31 protein-coding genes are annotated in these 17,650 nt (G+C 36.1%); all 31 read right to left on the reverse strand.

What is annotated here, in order from left to right:
• Positions 1-10: 10 nt before the first annotated feature.
• Positions 11-229, reverse strand: a complete 219-nt coding sequence (gene infA, locus bsdE14_RS06120) for a translation initiation factor IF-1 (RefSeq protein WP_264849073.1) — start codon at positions 227-229, stop codon at positions 11-13.
• 7 nt (positions 230-236) lie between these two features.
• Positions 237-518: a KOW domain-containing RNA-binding protein gene (locus tag bsdE14_RS06125; protein WP_264849074.1), complete on the reverse strand. Its 282-nt coding sequence runs from the start codon at positions 516-518 to the stop codon at positions 237-239.
• A gap of 13 nt (positions 519-531) precedes the next feature.
• Positions 532-1,278 (reverse strand): type I methionyl aminopeptidase, encoded by a 747-nt coding sequence (map, locus tag bsdE14_RS06130; RefSeq protein WP_264849075.1) that lies wholly within the window; start codon positions 1,276-1,278, stop codon positions 532-534.
• Positions 1,275-1,931, reverse strand: coding sequence for an adenylate kinase (locus bsdE14_RS06135; protein WP_264849076.1), 657 nt, complete (start codon positions 1,929-1,931; stop codon positions 1,275-1,277). Before bsdE14_RS06135 ends, map begins: the two co-directional genes overlap by 4 nt.
• Before the next feature lie 19 nt (positions 1,932-1,950).
• Positions 1,951-3,231, reverse strand: coding sequence for a preprotein translocase subunit SecY (gene secY / locus bsdE14_RS06140; protein ID WP_264849077.1), 1,281 nt, complete (start codon positions 3,229-3,231; stop codon positions 1,951-1,953).
• Positions 3,232-3,672: a 50S ribosomal protein L15 gene (gene rplO, locus bsdE14_RS06145; RefSeq protein WP_264849078.1), complete on the reverse strand. Its 441-nt coding sequence runs from the start codon at positions 3,670-3,672 to the stop codon at positions 3,232-3,234.
• Positions 3,673-3,690: 18 nt separating this feature from the next.
• Entirely contained in the window at positions 3,691-3,870 is a 180-nt protein-coding gene (gene rpmD, locus bsdE14_RS06150) for a 50S ribosomal protein L30 (protein ID WP_264849079.1), read from the reverse strand.
• A gap of 12 nt (positions 3,871-3,882) precedes the next feature.
• Entirely contained in the window at positions 3,883-4,380 is a 498-nt protein-coding gene (rpsE, locus tag bsdE14_RS06155; RefSeq protein WP_264849080.1) for a 30S ribosomal protein S5, read from the reverse strand.
• Positions 4,381-4,397: 17 nt separating this feature from the next.
• Positions 4,398-4,757 carry a 50S ribosomal protein L18 gene (rplR, locus tag bsdE14_RS06160; protein ID WP_264849081.1) on the reverse strand — a complete coding sequence of 120 codons (360 nt, stop codon included), beginning with the start codon at positions 4,755-4,757 and terminating at the stop codon, positions 4,398-4,400.
• Between the two features lie 33 nt (positions 4,758-4,790).
• The gene (rplF, locus tag bsdE14_RS06165; protein WP_264849082.1) at positions 4,791-5,333 is read right to left on the reverse strand and encodes a 50S ribosomal protein L6; all 543 of its coding nucleotides are present in this window, start codon (positions 5,331-5,333) and stop codon (positions 4,791-4,793) included.
• 17 nt (positions 5,334-5,350) lie between these two features.
• Positions 5,351-5,749, reverse strand: a complete 399-nt coding sequence (gene rpsH, locus bsdE14_RS06170) for a 30S ribosomal protein S8 (RefSeq protein ID WP_264849083.1) — start codon at positions 5,747-5,749, stop codon at positions 5,351-5,353.
• Positions 5,750-5,779: 30 nt separating this feature from the next.
• Complete coding sequence (locus tag bsdE14_RS06175; RefSeq protein WP_264849084.1) at positions 5,780-5,965, reverse strand: type Z 30S ribosomal protein S14; 186 nt, start codon at positions 5,963-5,965, stop codon at positions 5,780-5,782.
• 16 nt (positions 5,966-5,981) lie between these two features.
• Positions 5,982-6,524, reverse strand: coding sequence for a 50S ribosomal protein L5 (gene rplE, locus bsdE14_RS06180; protein WP_264849085.1), 543 nt, complete (start codon positions 6,522-6,524; stop codon positions 5,982-5,984).
• 22 nt (positions 6,525-6,546) lie between these two features.
• Positions 6,547-6,870 (reverse strand): 50S ribosomal protein L24, encoded by a 324-nt coding sequence (gene rplX, locus bsdE14_RS06185; protein WP_264852230.1) that lies wholly within the window; start codon positions 6,868-6,870, stop codon positions 6,547-6,549.
• A 15-nt stretch (positions 6,871-6,885) separates the two neighbouring features.
• Positions 6,886-7,254 (reverse strand): 50S ribosomal protein L14, encoded by a 369-nt coding sequence (rplN, locus tag bsdE14_RS06190; protein ID WP_264849086.1) that lies wholly within the window; start codon positions 7,252-7,254, stop codon positions 6,886-6,888.
• A 26-nt stretch (positions 7,255-7,280) separates the two neighbouring features.
• Positions 7,281-7,535 carry a 30S ribosomal protein S17 gene (gene rpsQ, locus bsdE14_RS06195; protein WP_264849087.1) on the reverse strand — a complete coding sequence of 85 codons (255 nt, stop codon included), beginning with the start codon at positions 7,533-7,535 and terminating at the stop codon, positions 7,281-7,283.
• A 20-nt stretch (positions 7,536-7,555) separates the two neighbouring features.
• On the reverse strand, positions 7,556-7,768 hold the full coding sequence (rpmC, locus tag bsdE14_RS06200) for a 50S ribosomal protein L29 (protein WP_264849088.1): 213 nt from the start codon (positions 7,766-7,768) through the stop codon (positions 7,556-7,558).
• Positions 7,758-8,201, reverse strand: a complete 444-nt coding sequence (rplP, locus tag bsdE14_RS06205; protein WP_264849089.1) for a 50S ribosomal protein L16 — start codon at positions 8,199-8,201, stop codon at positions 7,758-7,760. Before rplP ends, rpmC begins: the two co-directional genes overlap by 11 nt.
• 18 nt (positions 8,202-8,219) lie before the next feature.
• Positions 8,220-8,888 (reverse strand): 30S ribosomal protein S3, encoded by a 669-nt coding sequence (gene rpsC / locus bsdE14_RS06210; protein WP_264849090.1) that lies wholly within the window; start codon positions 8,886-8,888, stop codon positions 8,220-8,222.
• A 15-nt stretch (positions 8,889-8,903) separates the two neighbouring features.
• Entirely contained in the window at positions 8,904-9,239 is a 336-nt protein-coding gene (rplV, locus tag bsdE14_RS06215; RefSeq protein ID WP_264849091.1) for a 50S ribosomal protein L22, read from the reverse strand.
• Positions 9,240-9,262: 23 nt separating this feature from the next.
• Positions 9,263-9,547 carry a 30S ribosomal protein S19 gene (rpsS, locus tag bsdE14_RS06220; RefSeq protein ID WP_264849092.1) on the reverse strand — a complete coding sequence of 95 codons (285 nt, stop codon included), beginning with the start codon at positions 9,545-9,547 and terminating at the stop codon, positions 9,263-9,265.
• 66 nt (positions 9,548-9,613) lie between these two features.
• The gene (rplB, locus tag bsdE14_RS06225; protein ID WP_264849093.1) at positions 9,614-10,447 is read right to left on the reverse strand and encodes a 50S ribosomal protein L2; all 834 of its coding nucleotides are present in this window, start codon (positions 10,445-10,447) and stop codon (positions 9,614-9,616) included.
• A gap of 63 nt (positions 10,448-10,510) precedes the next feature.
• Entirely contained in the window at positions 10,511-10,804 is a 294-nt protein-coding gene (gene rplW, locus bsdE14_RS06230) for a 50S ribosomal protein L23 (protein WP_264849094.1), read from the reverse strand.
• The gene (gene rplD, locus bsdE14_RS06235) at positions 10,804-11,424 is read right to left on the reverse strand and encodes a 50S ribosomal protein L4 (protein WP_264849095.1); all 621 of its coding nucleotides are present in this window, start codon (positions 11,422-11,424) and stop codon (positions 10,804-10,806) included. The genes rplW and rplD overlap by 1 nt, the downstream gene beginning before the upstream one ends.
• A gap of 25 nt (positions 11,425-11,449) precedes the next feature.
• Positions 11,450-12,079: a 50S ribosomal protein L3 gene (gene rplC, locus bsdE14_RS06240; RefSeq protein WP_264849096.1), complete on the reverse strand. Its 630-nt coding sequence runs from the start codon at positions 12,077-12,079 to the stop codon at positions 11,450-11,452.
• A gap of 75 nt (positions 12,080-12,154) precedes the next feature.
• A complete protein-coding gene (gene rpsJ, locus bsdE14_RS06245; RefSeq protein WP_252131656.1) occupies positions 12,155-12,463 on the reverse strand; it encodes a 30S ribosomal protein S10 in 309 nt (102 codons plus the stop codon).
• Between the two features lie 475 nt (positions 12,464-12,938).
• Complete coding sequence (tuf, locus tag bsdE14_RS06250) at positions 12,939-14,132, reverse strand: elongation factor Tu (protein ID WP_264849097.1); 1,194 nt, start codon at positions 14,130-14,132, stop codon at positions 12,939-12,941.
• A gap of 80 nt (positions 14,133-14,212) precedes the next feature.
• Complete coding sequence (gene fusA / locus bsdE14_RS06255) at positions 14,213-16,285, reverse strand: elongation factor G (protein WP_264849098.1); 2,073 nt, start codon at positions 16,283-16,285, stop codon at positions 14,213-14,215.
• Positions 16,286-16,358: 73 nt separating this feature from the next.
• Positions 16,359-16,829, reverse strand: coding sequence for a 30S ribosomal protein S7 (gene rpsG / locus bsdE14_RS06260; protein ID WP_264849099.1), 471 nt, complete (start codon positions 16,827-16,829; stop codon positions 16,359-16,361).
• A 142-nt stretch (positions 16,830-16,971) separates the two neighbouring features.
• Entirely contained in the window at positions 16,972-17,349 is a 378-nt protein-coding gene (gene rpsL / locus bsdE14_RS06265) for a 30S ribosomal protein S12 (RefSeq protein ID WP_264849100.1), read from the reverse strand.
• Positions 17,350-17,400: 51 nt separating this feature from the next.
• Entirely contained in the window at positions 17,401-17,643 is a 243-nt protein-coding gene (locus bsdE14_RS06270) for a ribosomal L7Ae/L30e/S12e/Gadd45 family protein (RefSeq protein ID WP_264849101.1), read from the reverse strand.
• Between the last annotated feature and the right edge of the window lie 7 nt (positions 17,644-17,650).

A 17,650-nucleotide genomic window follows, 5' to 3' on the forward strand; every position in this document is an offset into this window, starting at 1 on the left:
ACCCTCCTTACTACTTTGCTCTCCAGGTAATTCTACCACGAGTTAAATCGTAAGGTGAAAGTTCTACTGTAACTTTATCACCTGGTAGAATTCTTATGAAGTTCATTCTTAATTTACCTGAAATGTGCGCAAGTATTACATGACCACTTTCCAATTCGACTTGAAACATTGCATTTGGTAGAGCTTCTAAAACTTTACCCTGCATTTCTATTACATCATCTTTTGACATAAGGTAATCAAACCTCCTTATAAATGTCTACAGACTGCAAAAATTCTCGTATAACTGAATTACTAACTTTTTCTCCAGCAAGTATTAACTCTTTTAAACTATCTATAACTTTGTTTGAAATTGAAAGATGCTTAATCTTCTTCTTCTTAGGTTTTTCAACTTTTCTTAAATCACCATCTGCGATAAGGACATAATTTTCATTAATTGTATCAACAATTATGAACTTTCTTCCCATATCCCTTCCGGTTTTTGAAAATACTACTCTACCCAAGTAGTTGTTTTCATTCAAGTTAATCACCTCACTAGACAAGAGTTAGTATTTCTGGTCCATTATTTAGAATGGCAACAGTGTTTTCATAATGAGCAGAAAGACTTCCATCCTCAGTTACCACTGTCCATCCATTTGGTTTAACTCTTACATAATACTTACCAATATTAACCATTGGCTCTATTGCAAGTACCATACCATGTGAGAGTTTAGGACCTCTACCAGGCCTTCCGAAGTTAGGCACTTCAGGATCTTCGTGCATGTCGCGACCGATACCGTGACCAACAAAATCCCTCACTACAGAGTATCCAAAGCTTTCAACATAAACTTGAACTGCTGAGGATATATCTGTAAGCCTGTTACCAACCTTTGCATGTTCAACACCTTTGAAAAAACTTCCTTTTGTAACATCAATTAACTTTTGAGCATCATCAGAAACTTTTCCAACAGCAATTGTTCTAGCTGCATCGCCTTGATAACCATTCAGAATAGCTCCACAATCAACACTAATTATGTCTCCCTCTTGTAAAACTCTGTTGGATGGAAATCCATGAACAACTTCTTCATTTACTGAGGCACATATGGAAGCAGGAAATCCTTGATAACCCTTAAAAGATGGCTTAGCGTTATTCTTTAAAATAAACTCTTCTGCTATTCTATCAATTTCTGCAGTGGTTATACCAGGTTTAACTACCTCTTCAAGTCTTGCAAGGGTTTCCCCAACAAGTTTACCTGCACGTCTCATATATTCAATTTCCATATCGGTTTTTATAATTATCATTTATTTATCGCGCTCCCTAGGATTTCACAGATATTAATGAAAACATCATTTATAGCTTTTGTTCCATCTACTACTGAAAGTAGATCTTTACTTTTATAATACTCGATTAGTGGCTGTGTCTGTCTATCGTAAATTTCCAATCTCTCACGAACAGTAGCTTCCTCATCATCTTTACGCTGCATGATTTCACTACCGCATACATCGCATTTTCCTTCAAACATTGGAGGATTAAATTTGATGTGATAACTAGCTCCACATGATAGACAAACTCTTCTTCCACTCATTCGCTCTATTATAAACTCTTTTGGAACTTCAATAAGCAGAGCTGTGTCTAGCTTTTGATCTTTCTTGTTCAGAAATTCTTCTAGTGCTTCTGCTTGAATCACAGTTCTAGGGAATCCATCAAGTAAAAATCCATTATAGCAATCATCCTGTTTCAGCCTTTCTTCTGCTATTTGAATAGCAGCTTCGTCTGAAACAAATTGACCACTATCAATTTTCTTTTTTGCTTCAATTCCAAGCGGAGTCTTTTCTGCAATATGTTTTCTCAAAATGTCACCAGTTGATATATGTGGTATTGAAAACTTATTGCATATTGACTTTGCTTGGGTTCCCTTTCCAGCTCCTGGAGGACCGAACAATACAATTTTCAAAAGCACCATCTCCAATTAATTATTTTAAGAAACCTTGGTAATGACGCATTACAAGTTGTGATTCCATTTGTCTTAAAGTATCAAGTGCAACCCCAACAACAATTAGTAAACTTGTTCCTCCAAACTGTAAACCACCAAAATTTGTATATCCCTTGATGATTATAGGGAACACTGCAATAACTCCTGCAAATACACCACCTATGAAGGATACTTTTGTAAGTACTTTTTCAATATACTTAGCAGTATAATCCCCAGGTCTTATTCCTGGTATAAACCCTGATGATTTATGCATGTTTTCTGACATTTCATCTGGCTTAAATGTAATCTGAGTATAGAACCAAGTAAAGAATAATATTAGTAAAAAGTATATTAGTGAATACTGAATACTACTTTCTTTAAATGGGCTAAACTTTCCTTGAGTAATAGCTATGGCTACTTTAGATGTAGGCCAAAACTGAGCTAGTGTCGCAGGGAATTGCATTACGGACATAGCAAAGATTATTGCTATAACCCCTGAATTATTTAAATTTATTGGAATATGAGTTGTTTGTCCTCTGAAGGATTTATTTCCAACAGTTTTTCCTGCATATTGAACAGGAATTCTTCTTTCAGCCAAACTCATAATAATAACTGCAACAAGTAGTACTAATACAACTGCTATAAATATTACAACCTCTACTATGTTAACTGCTTCTGTAGTTTGAAGTGTTGCAATCTGACTAAATTGAAATGGAATTCTTGAAATAATATTTATAAATACTAATAAGGATATACCATTTCCAATACCTTTAGCCGTTATCTGATCGCCTAACCACATTAGGAAAATAGATCCCGTAGTTACTGTTATCATGATTAAGAATACTGTAAGCTTATCGCTTGGATTTGTTAAAGCTCTAGCATTATATATTATTACATAACTACTGAAAGCTTGAAGCAAACCAAATGCAACAGCTGCGTATCTTGTATAATTTTGTATCTTCTTTCTTCCATCTTCTCCCTCTTTAGAAAGTTGCTCTAATTGGGGAATTGCAATTGTTAACAACTGCATTACGATAGAAGCATTAATATATGGGATAACTCCCATAGCGAAGATACTAAATTTACTAAATGCACCACCGGATATTAAATCATAAAATCCGAATAGTGTACCTGAACTAGTAAAGTTCTTTAATGCTGCTGTGTCAATACCAGGTACAAGAATATTATTTCCTAACCTGAATATTGCCACCATAAGAAAAGTAAATAATAATCTTTTTCTAAGATCGGGAACTTTCCAAGCATTACGTAGGGTTGATAACATCTATATCACCTCAACTTTTCCTCCAGCGGCTTCAATCTTTTCAGCTGCTGTTTTAGAGAACTTAGTAGCTTTAACAGTTAAGTTCTTAGTTAATTCTCCGTTTCCAAGAATTTTAACACCATCTTTAATTTTGCTTATTACTCTTGTTTCAAGAAGTAATTCTGGTGTAACTTCTGTTCCATTTTCAAAAACATTTAATCTATCAACATTTATAGATACATATTGCTTTGCAAATATGTTTGTAAATCCTCTTTTTGGTAGTCTTCTGAAAAGTGGCATTTGACCACCTTCAAATCCTGGTCTTACTCCGCCTCCAGATCTGGACCATTGTCCTTTTTCACCTTTACCAGAGTTTCTTCCTAAACCGGAACCAGTACCTCTACCTACTCTTTTAGGACTCTTTTTTGCACCCTCAGCAGGTCTTAACTCATGAAGTTTCATCTTTACACCTCCTCTGAATTACATTTGTTCAACTTCTACAAGATAACTTATTTGATTTATCATACCTTTTATTTGAGGAGTATCCTCGTGCTCTACAGTTTTTCCTATTTTTCTTAATCCAAGAGCTTTAGCTGTAGCTATATGACTGTCTTTTCTTCCTATTAAGCTCTTCTTTAAAGTTATTTTTAGCTTAGCCAAGGTCATTCCCTCCTAACCTAAAATCTCTTCAACAGTTTTGCCTCTAAGCTTAGCTATATCTTCAGCTGTTCTTAGGTTTGCTAATCCGTTGATAGTTGCATTTATCATATTTTTTGGATTGTTTGAACCTAGAGACTTAGCTCTAACGTCCTTTAATCCTGCTAGTTCAAGTACTGCTCTCGCAGGACCTCCAGCGATAACTCCTGTACCTTCTGCAGCCTTCATGATAAGTACTTTTCCTGTACCGAACTCTCCTACTATATCATGAGGAACTGATGTTCCAACTATTGAAACATTAACAAGATGTTTCTTAGCATCTTCTATTCCTTTTCTTATTGCTTCAGGTATTTCAACTGATTTTCCCATTCCAACGCCTACGTGTCCGTTCTCGTCTCCAACAACAACTAGTGCGCTGAATCTGAAGTTTCTACCACCTTTAACAACCTTAGCAACTCTATTTATGAACACAACTTTTTCTTTAAGATCTAATGTGCTAGGATCTATTCTCATCAATTTCCCTCCTTCTTTTAGAATTGAAGTCCAGCTTCTCTAGCTCCGTCAGCTAGTTCTTGTATTCTTCCGTGATATATAAATCCACCTCTATCGAATACAACTTCTTTTATTCCCTTTTCAATAGCCTTTTCAGCTATCATTTTTCCAACTATTTTAGCTGCTTCTTTATTGCTTCCAAGACCGTTAAATTCTTTTTCTACGCTTGAAGCAGAAACTAAAGTTTTTTGAGCAACATCATCTATTATTTGAGCATATATGTGCTTTTCGCTTCTATATACTGCAAGTCTTGGTCTCTCAGCAGTTCCTTCAACTTTCTTACGAACTCTTAGATGACGTCTAACTCTTGATTGTTGTCTATCCTCTTTACTAAACATGAAGTTCACTCCTTTCTTCCGTTATGGCGACTATTACTTCTTACCAGTCTTACCTTCTTTACGTCTGATTACTTCGTTATCATACTTGATACCTTTTCCTTTGTAAGGTTCAGGTCTTCTCCAAGTTCTGATATCAGCAGCAACAGCTCCAACTCTTTCCTTATCAATACCTTTAACAATTACTTTAGTAGGAGCTGGTGTTTCAAACTCAATGCCATCAACAGCTTCTATTTCAACTGGATGTGAATATCCAAGGTTCATTACTAACTTCTTACCTTGTAGTGCAGCTCTGTAACCTACACCTACTAACTCAAGAGTCTTTTGATATCCTTGAGTTACTCCTGTTACCATATTATTTAATAGGGCTCTTGTTAATCCATGAAGAGCTCTTTCTTCTTTATCGTCACTATTTCTTGTAACAACTATTTGATTATCTTCAACAGCTATATTTATTTTATTGTGCATAGCTTTCACTAGCTGACCTTTTGGTCCTTTTACTGTAACAACGTTGTCTGGTGTTACTGTAATAGTTACGCCACTTGGTATAGCTATTGGAAGTCTTCCTACTCTTGACATTTATTGCACCTCCTCAATTACCAGATATAGCAGATAACTTCTCCACCTAATCCTAGTTTTCTAGCATCTCTATCAGTTACAATTCCCTTAGAAGTAGATATTACTGCAACTCCTAATCCGTTAAGTACGTTTGGAATTTCTTCCTTTCTGCAGTACACTCTTAATCCTGGTTTTGATATTCTTCTAAGACCAGTTATAACTCTTTCTTTATTTGAACCGTACTTTAATGCTAATCTTAGCATTGGAACAGCTCCATCATTATATTCCTCAATGTTCTTTATATATCCTTCTTGAAGCATTATATTTGCTATAGCTTTCTTTATATTTGAAGAAGGTATTTCTACTATTTCATGTCTAACTACGTTAGCGTTTCTTATACGTGTTAGCAAATCTGCGATAGGATCAGTCATAACCATTATTTGTGCCTCCTTTCATTCAATAAGGTATTACCAGCTTGCTTTTCTGCAGCCTGGGATTTCTCCTTTATATGCAAGTTCTCTAAAGCATATACGGCATATACCGAACTTACTTAAAACAGAATGTGGTCTTCCACATAATCTGCATCTAGTATAAGCTCTAGTTGAAAACTTAGGTTCTTTTTTCCACTTCTCTATTAAAGCTTTACGTGCCACGTTTTTCCCTCCTTAACTACTGTGCGAAAGGCATGCCGAGGAATCTTAATAATTCTCTAGCTTCTTCGTCTGTCTTAGCAGTAGTAACAAATACTATATCCATACCTCTTACTTTGTCTATTTTATCGTACTCTATTTCTGGGAATATCAATTGCTCTCTAATTCCTAGTGAGTAGTTTCCTCTTCCATCAAAGGACTTATCGGATACTCCTCTAAAGTCTCTTACTCTTGGTAAAGCAATGTTGATTAACTTATCTGCAAATTCATACATTTTAGCCTTTCTTAATGTAACTTTGCAGCCTATTGGCATGTTTTCTCTTATTTTAAAGTTAGCTATTGACTTTTTAGCTCTTGTAATTACTGGCTTTTGTCCAGTGATTATTTGCATATCTGACACAGCAGATTCTAGCACCTTAGCATTATCTTTAGCTTCTCCAACACCCATGTTTAAAACTATTTTCTCAAGTTTTGGAACTTCCATTATGTTATTATAACTAAACTTTTCCATTAAAGCTGGAATTACTTCTTTTTCATATCTTTCCTTAAGTCTTGGATCCATAAGTTAAACCTCCTTTCAGAACTTAGAATGTTTCTCCACACTTCTTGCAAACTCTTACTTTTGTTCCGTCTTCTAATATTTTATGATTAATTCTTGTAACATTTTTGCAGTTATTACAGTAAAGCATAACTTTTGAACTGTATATAGCACCTTCTTGATGTACTATTCCACCTTGCATATTTGTTCTGCTTGGTTTTTGGTGCTTTGTAACTACGTTAACTCCCTTTACAAGAACTTTTCCATTCTTAGGAAATACTGCAAGTACTTCTCCTATTTTACCCTTGTCTTTTCCGGAGATAACCATTACAGTATCTTTTTTTCTAACGTGTATTTTATTTAAAGCCATCATAGCCACCTCCTATTATAGAACTTCTGGTGCAAGTGATAAAATCTTTGTGAACTCTTTGTCTCTTAGCTCTCTTGCAACAGGCCCAAAGATACGAGTTCCTTTTGGTTGTTTATCTTCTTTTATAACAACAGCAGCATTCTCATCAAATCTGATGTAAGAACCATCAGCTCTTCTTAAACCTTTAACAGATCTAACTATAACTGCCTTTACAACGTCACCTTTTTTAACAACACCGCCTGGTGTTGCACTTTTAACGCTAGCAACTATTATATCTCCAATGTTTCCATACTTTCTCTTGGATCCACCTAACACTCTTATGCACATTATTTCTTTTGCACCAGTGTTATCAGCTACTTTTAATATTGTTTGTTGCTGAATCATGTGATTTCCTCCTTTCAGCCTAAAGCTTATTTAGCCTTTTCAACTATGTTAACTAATCTCCATCTCTTATCCTTTGATAATGGTCTAGTTTCCATAATTAAAACTCTATCATTAATTTTTGCTTCATTATTTTCATCATGAGCTTTAAACTTTGTAGTTCTGTTAACTGTCTTTCCATATAATGGGTGACGTACCTTAGTCTCAACAGCAACAACTATTGTCTTATCCATTTTATCAGAAACAACTCTACCTATTCTTGTTTTCTTATTTGCTCTTTCCACAGGACGTACCTCCTTTCAGCTTACTGCTTAATTCCCCTTAGTTCTTCTTCCCTAAGGATGGTTTTAATCTGGGCTATAGATTTCTTTACTTCTCTAATTCTCATTGGATTTTCAAGTTGACCTGTAGCTAGCTGGAATCTTAAATTGAACAACTCAGACTTTAGACCATTTAATTTTTCAGTTAGCTCTTGTGGTGTATTTTCTCTTAAATCACTTAAGTCTCTAGCCTTCATTTACTTCACCACCCACTTCTTCAAAATCTCTTCTAGTAACAAACTTTGTTGATACTGGAAGCTTGTGTGATGCAAGTCTCATTGCTTCTCTTGCAACTTCTTCATTAACCCCTGATAATTCAAATAACACTCTTCCTGGTTTAACGACTGCTACCCAAAATTCTGGTGCTCCTTTACCGGAACCCATACGAGTTTCAGCAGGTTTCTTTGAAACTGGTTTATCTGGGAAAACCTTTATCCAAAGCTTTCCTCCTCTTTTTATATATCTATTTATTGCAATTCTCGCAGCTTCTATTTGATTGCTAGTAATCCAGCCTGGCTCAGTAGCTTGAAGAGCAAAGTCTCCGTAAGCTATAAAGTTACCTCTGGTAGCTTTACCTCTCATTCTGCCGCGTTGAGTCTTTCTATGTTTAACTCTTTTAGGCATTAACATAGTCTGTTTCCTCCTTCCTTATGCGTTTGCTTCTTCCTTTTTAACTACTTTCTTAGTTGGAAGAACTTCTCCTCTATATAACCAAACCTTTACTCCGATCTTTCCGTAAGTTGTATCTGCTTCAGCAAATCCATAATCGATATCAGCTCTTAAAGTTTGTAGTGGAATTGTTCCTTCGTGATATCTTTCAGATCTTGCTATTTCAGCTCCACCTAATCTTCCTGAACATTCAGTCTTAACACCCTTAGCGCCAGACTTCATAGCTCTTTGGATTGTCTGCTTCATAGCTCTTCTGAAGGAAATTCTCTTTTCAAGCTGTTGAGCAATGTTCTCAGCCATTAATTGTGCATTAGCTTCAACATTTTTAACTTCAACTATGTTTATTAGGATGTTTTTATCTCCTACTAAATTTATAAGTTCTTTCTTAAGAGTCTCTATTCCTGAACCACCTTTACCAATAACCATACCTGGTTTAGCAGTAAATATGTTTAATTTTATTCTCTTAGCTGCTCTTTCGATTTCTACCTTAGCAATTCCGGAAGTGAATAATCTCTTCTTCACATATTCTCTTATCATGTTATCTTCAACTAAATAGTCAGCGAAGTTCTTATTGTCAGCAAACCATTTAGCATCCCAATCTTTAATTACGCCAACTCTTAGACCGTGTGGATGTACTTTTTGTCCCACTATATATCCCTCCTTTTATGCTCTTTCCTTTACAACTAGAGTAATGTGGCTAGTTCTCTTCTTTATATGGAATGCTCTACCTTGAGCATGTGGTCTGTATCTCTTTAATGTTGGTCCTTGACCCACATGTGCTTCACTTACATACAATCTCGCTACATCTAAATTCAAGTTATTTTCAGCATTAGCAACTGCTGACTTTAAAACTTTATATACAACTTGAGCCGCATCTTTTGGAGTGTATTGTAATATAGCAAAAGCCTCATTTACATTCTTATCTCTTATTAAATCAAGAACTATCCCAACTTTCATTGGTGACATTCTTATATATCTTGCTATAGCCTTAGCTTCCATTGTCAGTAACCTCCTTCCTAAGTCTATCTTAATCCTGATTTCTTTTCAGTTCTGTCAACGTGACCCTTAAATGTTCTTGTAAGAACAAATTCACCTAGTTTGTGTCCAACCATATCTTCACTAACATATACTGGAACGTGCTTTCTTCCATCATGAACAGCGATTGTATGACCGATCATTTGTGGGAAAATAGTTGAGCTTCTTGACCAAGTCTTAACAACTTTCTTCTCACCAGCTTTATTCATTTCGTTGATTTTCTTAAGTAATGCTTCTTGAACAAAAGGTCCTTTTTTTATTGATCTACTCACCTTGTCGTCCTCCCTTCACTTAACTTGAATAATAGTTTAGGAAGAGAATTTAAAATTCTCTTCTAACTATTTTGCGTTTCTCTTCTTAACGATTAATCTATCGGAGTACTTCTTATGCTTTCTTGTCTTATAGCCAAGAGCTGGTTTACCCCATGGAGTAAGTGGTCCTGGATGTCCGATAGGAGATTTACCTTCTCCACCTCCGTGTGGGTGGTCATTAGGATTCATTACAGATCCTCTTACAGTTGGTCTCCATCCCATGTTTCTCTTTCTTCCAGCCTTACCTAAGTTAACTATTTCATGAGTTAAGTTTGAAACAGTTCCTATTGTAGCTCTACACTCGATTCTTACCATTCTCATTTCACCACTTGGTAATCTTAGTGTAGCATAATCGCCTTCCTTAGCCATTAATTGAGCAGAAGCACCAGCACTTCTTACTAATTGGCCTCCCTTACCTGCTGTAAGTTCTACGTTGTGAATAACTGTACCTACAGGTATATTCTTAATTGGAAGAGCATTTCCTACTTTTATATCAGCATCTGGTCCAGATACAACTACGTCTCCAACTTTTAATCCAACTGGAGCTAATACATATCTCTTTTCTCCATCTGCATATACAACAAGAGCAATATAAGCTGATCTGTTTGGATCATACTCGATAGTTGCAACTTTAGCTGCGATACCATCCTTATTTCTCTTAAAGTCTATTATTCTATATTTTTGTTTTGCACCACCACCGTGATGTCTAACAGTTATTTTACCTTGATTGTTTCTACCACCTGACTTCTTCAAGTCAACAAGAAGAGACTTCTCTGGTTCATTTGTAGTTACTTCTTCAAATGTTGGCATAGTCATATTTCTTCTTGAAGGAGTGGTAGGATTGAACTTCTTAACTGCCATCTAAATTCCCTCCTTTTTTTAGCTTCTCTGGCCCACAAGCCAATACCGCTTTATTGCTTTATATTACATTCCTTCGAAGAATTCTATTGTCTTACTATCTTCAGTTAGTTTAACAACAGCCTTCTTGTAATCAGGTCTCTTACCTACGTGTACGCCCACTCTTTTAGTCTTTCCTATAACTCTCATAGTTTTTACATCATCAACTTTAACTCCGAAAACTTCTTCTACAGCTTTCTTTACTTGAGTTTTATTAACATGAATATCAACTATGAAGGTGTATTTCTTTTCTGCCATGGAAGCCATACTTTTTTCAGTTATAACAGGTCTTCTGATTATATCAAAGTTAGTTAGCTTCATTATGCATACACCTCCTCAATTTTAGATACAGCATCTTTAGTTACGATGAACTTTTCATACTTTAATATGTCGTAAACATTTAGGTTGTTTACTGGAAGTACAGTTACTCCCTCTATGTTTCTTGCTGATTTAAATACATTTTCATTTGATTCAGCAGTAACAATTAATGTTTTCTTTGCTTCAAAAGCATTTAACATTGCAACTATTTCCTTAGTCTTTGGAGCACTTAATTCTAAGCTCTCAACTACTATTACATTGTTATCTGCAACTTTTGATGAAAGAGCTGATTTCATTGCAACTCTTCTCATAGTCTTAGGAATTGATTGTCTATAGTCTCTTGGCTTTGGTGCAAATACTATACCACCGTGAATCCATTGTGGGGATCTAGTTGAACCTTGTCTTGCTCTTCCTGTTCCCTTTTGTCTCCATGGCTTTATTCCACCACCAGAAACTTCTGCTCTAGTTTTAGCAGATTGAGTTCCTTGTCTCTTATTTGCTAGTAATGCAACAACTACTTGGTGCATTGCATCTGTATTTATTGGAGCTGCAAATACGCTTTCAGCTAATTGAACATCTCCAACTTTTTGACCTTCTTTATTAAATAATCCTACTGTAGGCATTCTGTATCCTCCTTTCCTTCAGAACTTAAGCTTTAACAGTGTTTCTTATTACAACGAAACCTTTGTTTGGCCCTGGTACTCCGCCTTTTATTAATATTATGTTCTTTTCAGGCATTACCTTAACAACTTGAAGATTTAATACTGTTGTATTAACATTTCCCATATGTCCTGGTAACTTCTTGTTTTTAAATGTTCTTGATGGGTCAGATGATCCTCCCATTGAACCAACTGCTCTATGGAACTTGGAACCGTGAGTTTCAGGTCCTCTGTGAGCGTTCCATCTCTTTATTGTTCCTTGGAATCCCTTACCTTTGGATATTCCGGAAACGTCAACTTTTTCACCTGCAGCGAAAACGTCAGCTTTTATTTCTTGACCAACTTGAAATTCACTTGCATTTTCTAGTCTAAATTCTCTTACGAATCTCTTAAGAGAAACACCAGCTTTAGCAAATTGTCCTTTCATTGGCTTATTAACTAACTTTTCTCTTATATCTCCGAATCCAACTTGGATTGCGTCATAACCATCTTTCTCTGTAGTTTTCTTTTGAACAACTACACATGGTCCAGCTTCAACTACAGTAACTGGAACTATCTTTCCGTTTTCGTCAAATATTTGAGTCATACCTAGCTTTTTGCCTAGTATAGCTTTTTTCATATTGGTTACACCTCCTCAACGTATTAGCGGATCGCGCAAGCGATCATAATAGTTCGTAATAGTTATCTATTACTATTATAGTTTTATTTCGATGTCAACACCTGCTGGCAGGTCTAGTCTCATTAGAGCATCAACAGTTTTTGGTGATGGGCTAATGATATCAATTAGTCTCTTGTGAGTTCTTATTTCGAACTGCTCTCTTGAATCTTTGTACTTATGTGGAGCTCTTAGAATTGTTATAACATCCTTCTCAGTTGGTAGTGGCACTGGACCAGCAACCTTTGCTCCTGTACTCTTAGCAGTTTCAACAATCTTCTCAGCAGATTGATCAAGTATGTTGTGATCAAATGCCTTTAATCTGATTCTAATTTTTTGTTTTGCCATTTACTTTCCCTCCTTTTCATCGCACGCTTTACTTCTCACGCACAACAGCGGACATTCTGTAAACTGTTCCGGGTGTTGCATATTTTAAAACGCAACAACGGACATACATAATCCCCGTCGCCTGGTTCACGACCATAGCTTACTCAGCAAAGAATTCCCCGGAAGTCCGGCCACCTCTTGCCTCATCGCTGTTATAACTTCACAACTATTTTAGTATACACTAATTTTTATATTTTGACAAGTATTTTTTTATGTACGACTATATTCTTGACCTATCTTCTTTTAATTAATCATAACGACTTTTTTAAAATTAATCATTACTATCTTATAGGATTTTAATATTAAGTAATGACAATGTCAAGTTATATTTTCAAGGTGGTATTTATAATACTTTTCAATACATAAAAGAAGTAGGGCGTCCCCTACTTCTTCATTATACATACATTTAGTTTGCGGTTAATTTACTTACTATAAATTATTCTATTATAGAAGTAACAACTCCTGAACCAACTGTTCTTCCGCCTTCTCTTATAGCGAATCTTAGTCCTTCATCCATAGCTACTTGAGTTATTAACTCAACGTTCATATCGATGTGGTCTCCAGGCATTACCATTTCCATTCCATCTGGTAGTTTGATTGATCCTGTAACGTCTGTTGTTCTGAAATAGAATTGTGGTCTGTATCCATCGAAGAATGGTGTATGTCTTCCGCCTTCTTCTTTCTTAAGTACGTATACTTGACCTACGAACTTCTTGTGTGGATGTACTGATCCTGGTTTTGATAGTACTTGACCTCTTTCGATTTCTGTTCTTTGGATTCCTCTTAATAGAGCTCCTATGTTATCTCCTGCTTGTGCTTCGTCAAGTAGCTTTCTGAACATTTCTACTCCAGTTACTACTGTCTTCTTCTTTTCTTCACTTAGTCCTACTACTTCTACTTCGTCTCCTACGTGAAGTATTCCTCTTTCAACTCTTCCTGTTGCAACTGTTCCTCTTCCAGTAATTGTGAATACATCTTCTACTGGCATTAGGAATGGCTTATCTGTTGCTCTTTCTGGAGTTGGTATATAGCTATCTACTGCATCCATTAATTCAGCTATGCACTTTGTTGCTTCTGCATCTTCTGGATTTTCTAATGCTTTTAGTGCTGATCCTGTTATTATTGGAATATCATCTCCTGGGAAGTTGTACTCGCTTAATAGCTCTCTTACTTCCATTTCAACTAATTCTAGTAATTCTGGATCGTCTACCATATCTGCCTTATTTAAGAATACTACTATATAGTCAACACCAACTCTTGATGCTAGTAGTATGTGCTCTCTTGTTTGTGGCATTGGACCATCTGCTGCTGATACAACTAGTATAGCTCCATCCATTTGTGCTGCTCCTGTTATCATGTTCTTAACATAGTCAGCGTGTCCTGGACAGTCAACGTGTGCATAGTGTCTGTTATCTGTTTGATATTCAACGTGTGCTGTGTTGATTGTGATTCCTCTTTCTCTTTCCTCTGGTGCCTTATCTATTTCCGCATAGTTTGTTGCTTGTGCATATCCCTTCTTGGATAATACTGTTGTTATTGCTGCTGTTAATGTTGTCTTACCGTGGTCTACGTGTCCTATTGTTCCAATATTTACGTGAGGCTTATTTCTTTCAAATTTTGCCTTTGCCATTTTTCTTTTCCTCCTTACTATTAAACCCGTAATATAAATTTATAATAAATAAATTTTAATCTATATTTTTGAATTTTAAATTAAGCATCTTTTCTGCTTGTAACTATTTGTTCTTGGATACTCTTTGGAACTTCTTCATAGTGATCAAAAGTCATGGAGTAAACTCCTCTACCTTGAGTTCTTGATCTAAGAGTAGTAGCGTATCCAAACATTTCTGAAAGTGGAACAAAAGATCTGATGATTTGAGCACCATGTCTTGCTTCCATACCTTCAATTCTTCCTCTTCTGGAGTTTATGTCACCCATAACGTCTCCCATGTATTCTTCTGGTACAGTAACTTCAACCTTCATCATTGGTTCTAGAAGTACTGGATCAGCTTTAGCCATTGCATTTTTGAATGCCATAGAACCAGCTATCTTGAAGGCCATTTCTGATGAGTCAACATCATGGTATGAACCATCAACTAGTTTAACTTTGAAGTTAATAACTGGATATCCACCAAGTATACCACTTTGTGAAGCTTCTTGAATACCATTGTCGATTGGGGATATATATTCTTTTGGAATAGCTCCTCCAACTATAGCATTTTCAAATTCATATTCACCTTCTGTTGGCATCATTTCTATCCAGCAGTGACCGTATTGTCCACGTCCACCAGACTGTCTAACAAATTTACCTTCAGCTTTAATAGGCTTTCTAATTGTTTCTTTGTAAGCAACTTGTGGCTTACCAACATTACACTCAACCTTAAACTCTCTTGTAAGTCTGTCAACTATTATTTCAAGGTGAAGCTCACCCATACCAGAAATAATTGTTTGACCAGTTTCTTGATCAGTGTGAGTTCTAAAAGTTGGATCTTCTTCTGCAAGTTTAGCAAGTGCTATACCCATCTTTTCTTGACCAGCTTTAGTCTTAGGCTCAATAGCTACGTCTATAACTGGATCTGGGAATTCCATTTTTTCAAGTATAACTGGGCTATTTTCTGCACAAAGAGTATCTCCAGTTGTTGTTTCTTTAAGTCCAACTATGGCTCCTAAATCTCCTGCACGCAATTCTTCAACGTCTTCTCTGTGGTTAGCATGCATTCTAACAAGCCTTCCTATTCTTTCCTTCTTGCCCTTTGTGGAGTTAAGTACATAAGTACCACTTACCATTATACCTGAGTAAACTCTTGTAAATGCAAGTCTTCCAACGAATGGGTCAGTAGCTATTTTAAATGCTAATGCCGCCATTGGTGCATTGTCATCTGCAGGTCTAGTAACTTCTTCTCCGCTATCAGGAACAGTTCCTGTAACAGCTGCTATATCGAGTGGTGATGGCATGTATTCAACAACTGCATCAAGCATTTCTTGAACACCTTTGTTCTTGTATGAAGAACCACAAATAACTGGAACCATTTGATTTGCTATAGTAGCATTTCTAATAGCTCTGTGAATTTCTTCTTCAGTAACTTCTTCACCCTCAAGATACTTCATTGTTATTTCTTCATCTAAATCAGCAAGTGCTTCAATTAATGCTGTTCTGAATTCTTCAGCTTTATCTTTAAGTTCAGCTGGGATTTCAGTAATCTCTATTTCTGTACCAAGGTCATTCTTATGTAGTATAGCTACCATCTTAATTAAATCAACCATACCAACAAATTCTGCTTCTTGACCAATTGGTATTTGTATTGGAACTGCATTAGCCTTTAATCTTTCTCTAAGTGTGTTTACACAGTGATAAAAGTCAGCACCTGTAGCGTCCATCTTGTTTACATATACCATTCTTGGTACTCCATATTTGTCTGCCTGTCTCCAAACAGTTTCAGTTTGAGGCTCAACACCACTCTTAGCATCAAGTACTGTAACAGCACCGTCAAGTACTCTTAATGATCTTTCAACTTCAACTGTGAAGTCTACGTGTCCAGGTGTGTCAATGATATTTACTGCATAACCCTTCCATTGAGCAGTTGTAGCAGCAGAAGTAATTGTTATACCTCTTTCTTGTTCTTGAACCATCCAGTCCATAGTTGCTGCGCCTTCATGAACTTCTCCAATTTTATGAGTTTTTCCTGTATAGAATAATATACGTTCCGTAGTTGTAGTTTTTCCAGCATCTATGTGTGCCATTATTCCTATATTACGGAACTTTTCTAATGGAAATTGTCTAGCCATGTTTTTCCTCCTCTCAACAATCAAATTTCAAATTTGACAAAACTGTTTTGGCAAAGCCAAAACAGTTTTTATATTAATATCTGTAATGAGCAAAAGCCTTATTAGCTTCAGCCATCTTATGAGTATCTTCTCTCTTCTTAACAGCTGCTCCAGTATTGTTTGCAGCATCCATTAGCTCTCCAGCAAGTTGAAGCTTCATGTACTTTTCGCCTCTTTTTTTAGTTGCATCTAAAAGCCATCTTATTCCTAAGGTCTGTCTTCTTTCTGCTCTAACTTCCATAGGCACTTGGTAAGTAGCTCCACCTATTCTTCTTGCTTTTACTTCTAATAATGGCATTATGTTGTTCATAGCTGCTTCAAAAACTTCCATAGCGTCTTTTCCAGTTCTTTCAGCAATTATTTCGAAGGCATCGTATGCAACCTTTTGAGCTACACCCTTCTTACCATCTTCCATAATGTTGTTTATCAATTTAGTTACCACCTTACTTCCATAAACTGGATCTGGTAGTACATCTCTTTTTGCTATATATCCTTTTCTTGGCACTTTTCTTCCCTCCTTAACATTCATATTTAAGTTCATAGGTACTCGGTAATTAATACCGCAAAGCGCTCAGTACTTCACCAAATTTTATAATAGAAAAAATATAATCTATATAAATGCTGAAGACATCGCACCGATCACAAAACTATTTTTGTTTTGGTTTCTTAGCACCGTATTTTGACCTACTTTGTAATCTGTTAGCTACTCCAGCTGAGTCTAATGCTCCTCTAACTATATGGTATCTAACACCTGGAAGGTCTTTTACTCTTCCACCTCTTATTAGAACAACACTGTGCTCTTGTAAGTTGTGGCCTACACCTGGAATGTATGCAGTAACTTCTATTCCGTTTGTAAGTCTAACTCTGGCAATTTTTCTAAGCGCTGAGTTTGGCTTCTTAGGAGTAGTTGTTTTAACTACAGTACAAACACCTCTCTTTTGTGGGCACTCTTTAAGTGCTGGTGCAGTAGATTTGCTTACAGCTGTCTTTCTTCCTTTTCTTACTAATTGGCTAATAGTTGGCATATTTACACCTCCTCTTTATTTTTGCTGTATATGAATTAAATAATTCCTCGATTAATCATTTAGGACTACCGCTGTTGCAGCCCCAACTTCAATGCCGCAAAGCTTTCCTAGTTCTTTCATTGTATTAACATATACAATTTCCAAGGAATTTTCTTCAGCTAGCTGCTTTACAGGGTCAACCAACTTTGAATCGGCATCTTTAGCAATATACGCAGTTTTGCCTTCTCCGCTTTTAATGGCCTTGGCACTTTGCTTTACGCCTACTACCTTTTTGCCAGCGAGTCTGTCAACCATAACATAG

This window comes from Clostridium omnivorum, assembly GCF_026012015.1.
Lineage (GTDB): Bacteria > Bacillota > Clostridia > Clostridiales > Clostridiaceae > Clostridium_AX > Clostridium_AX omnivorum.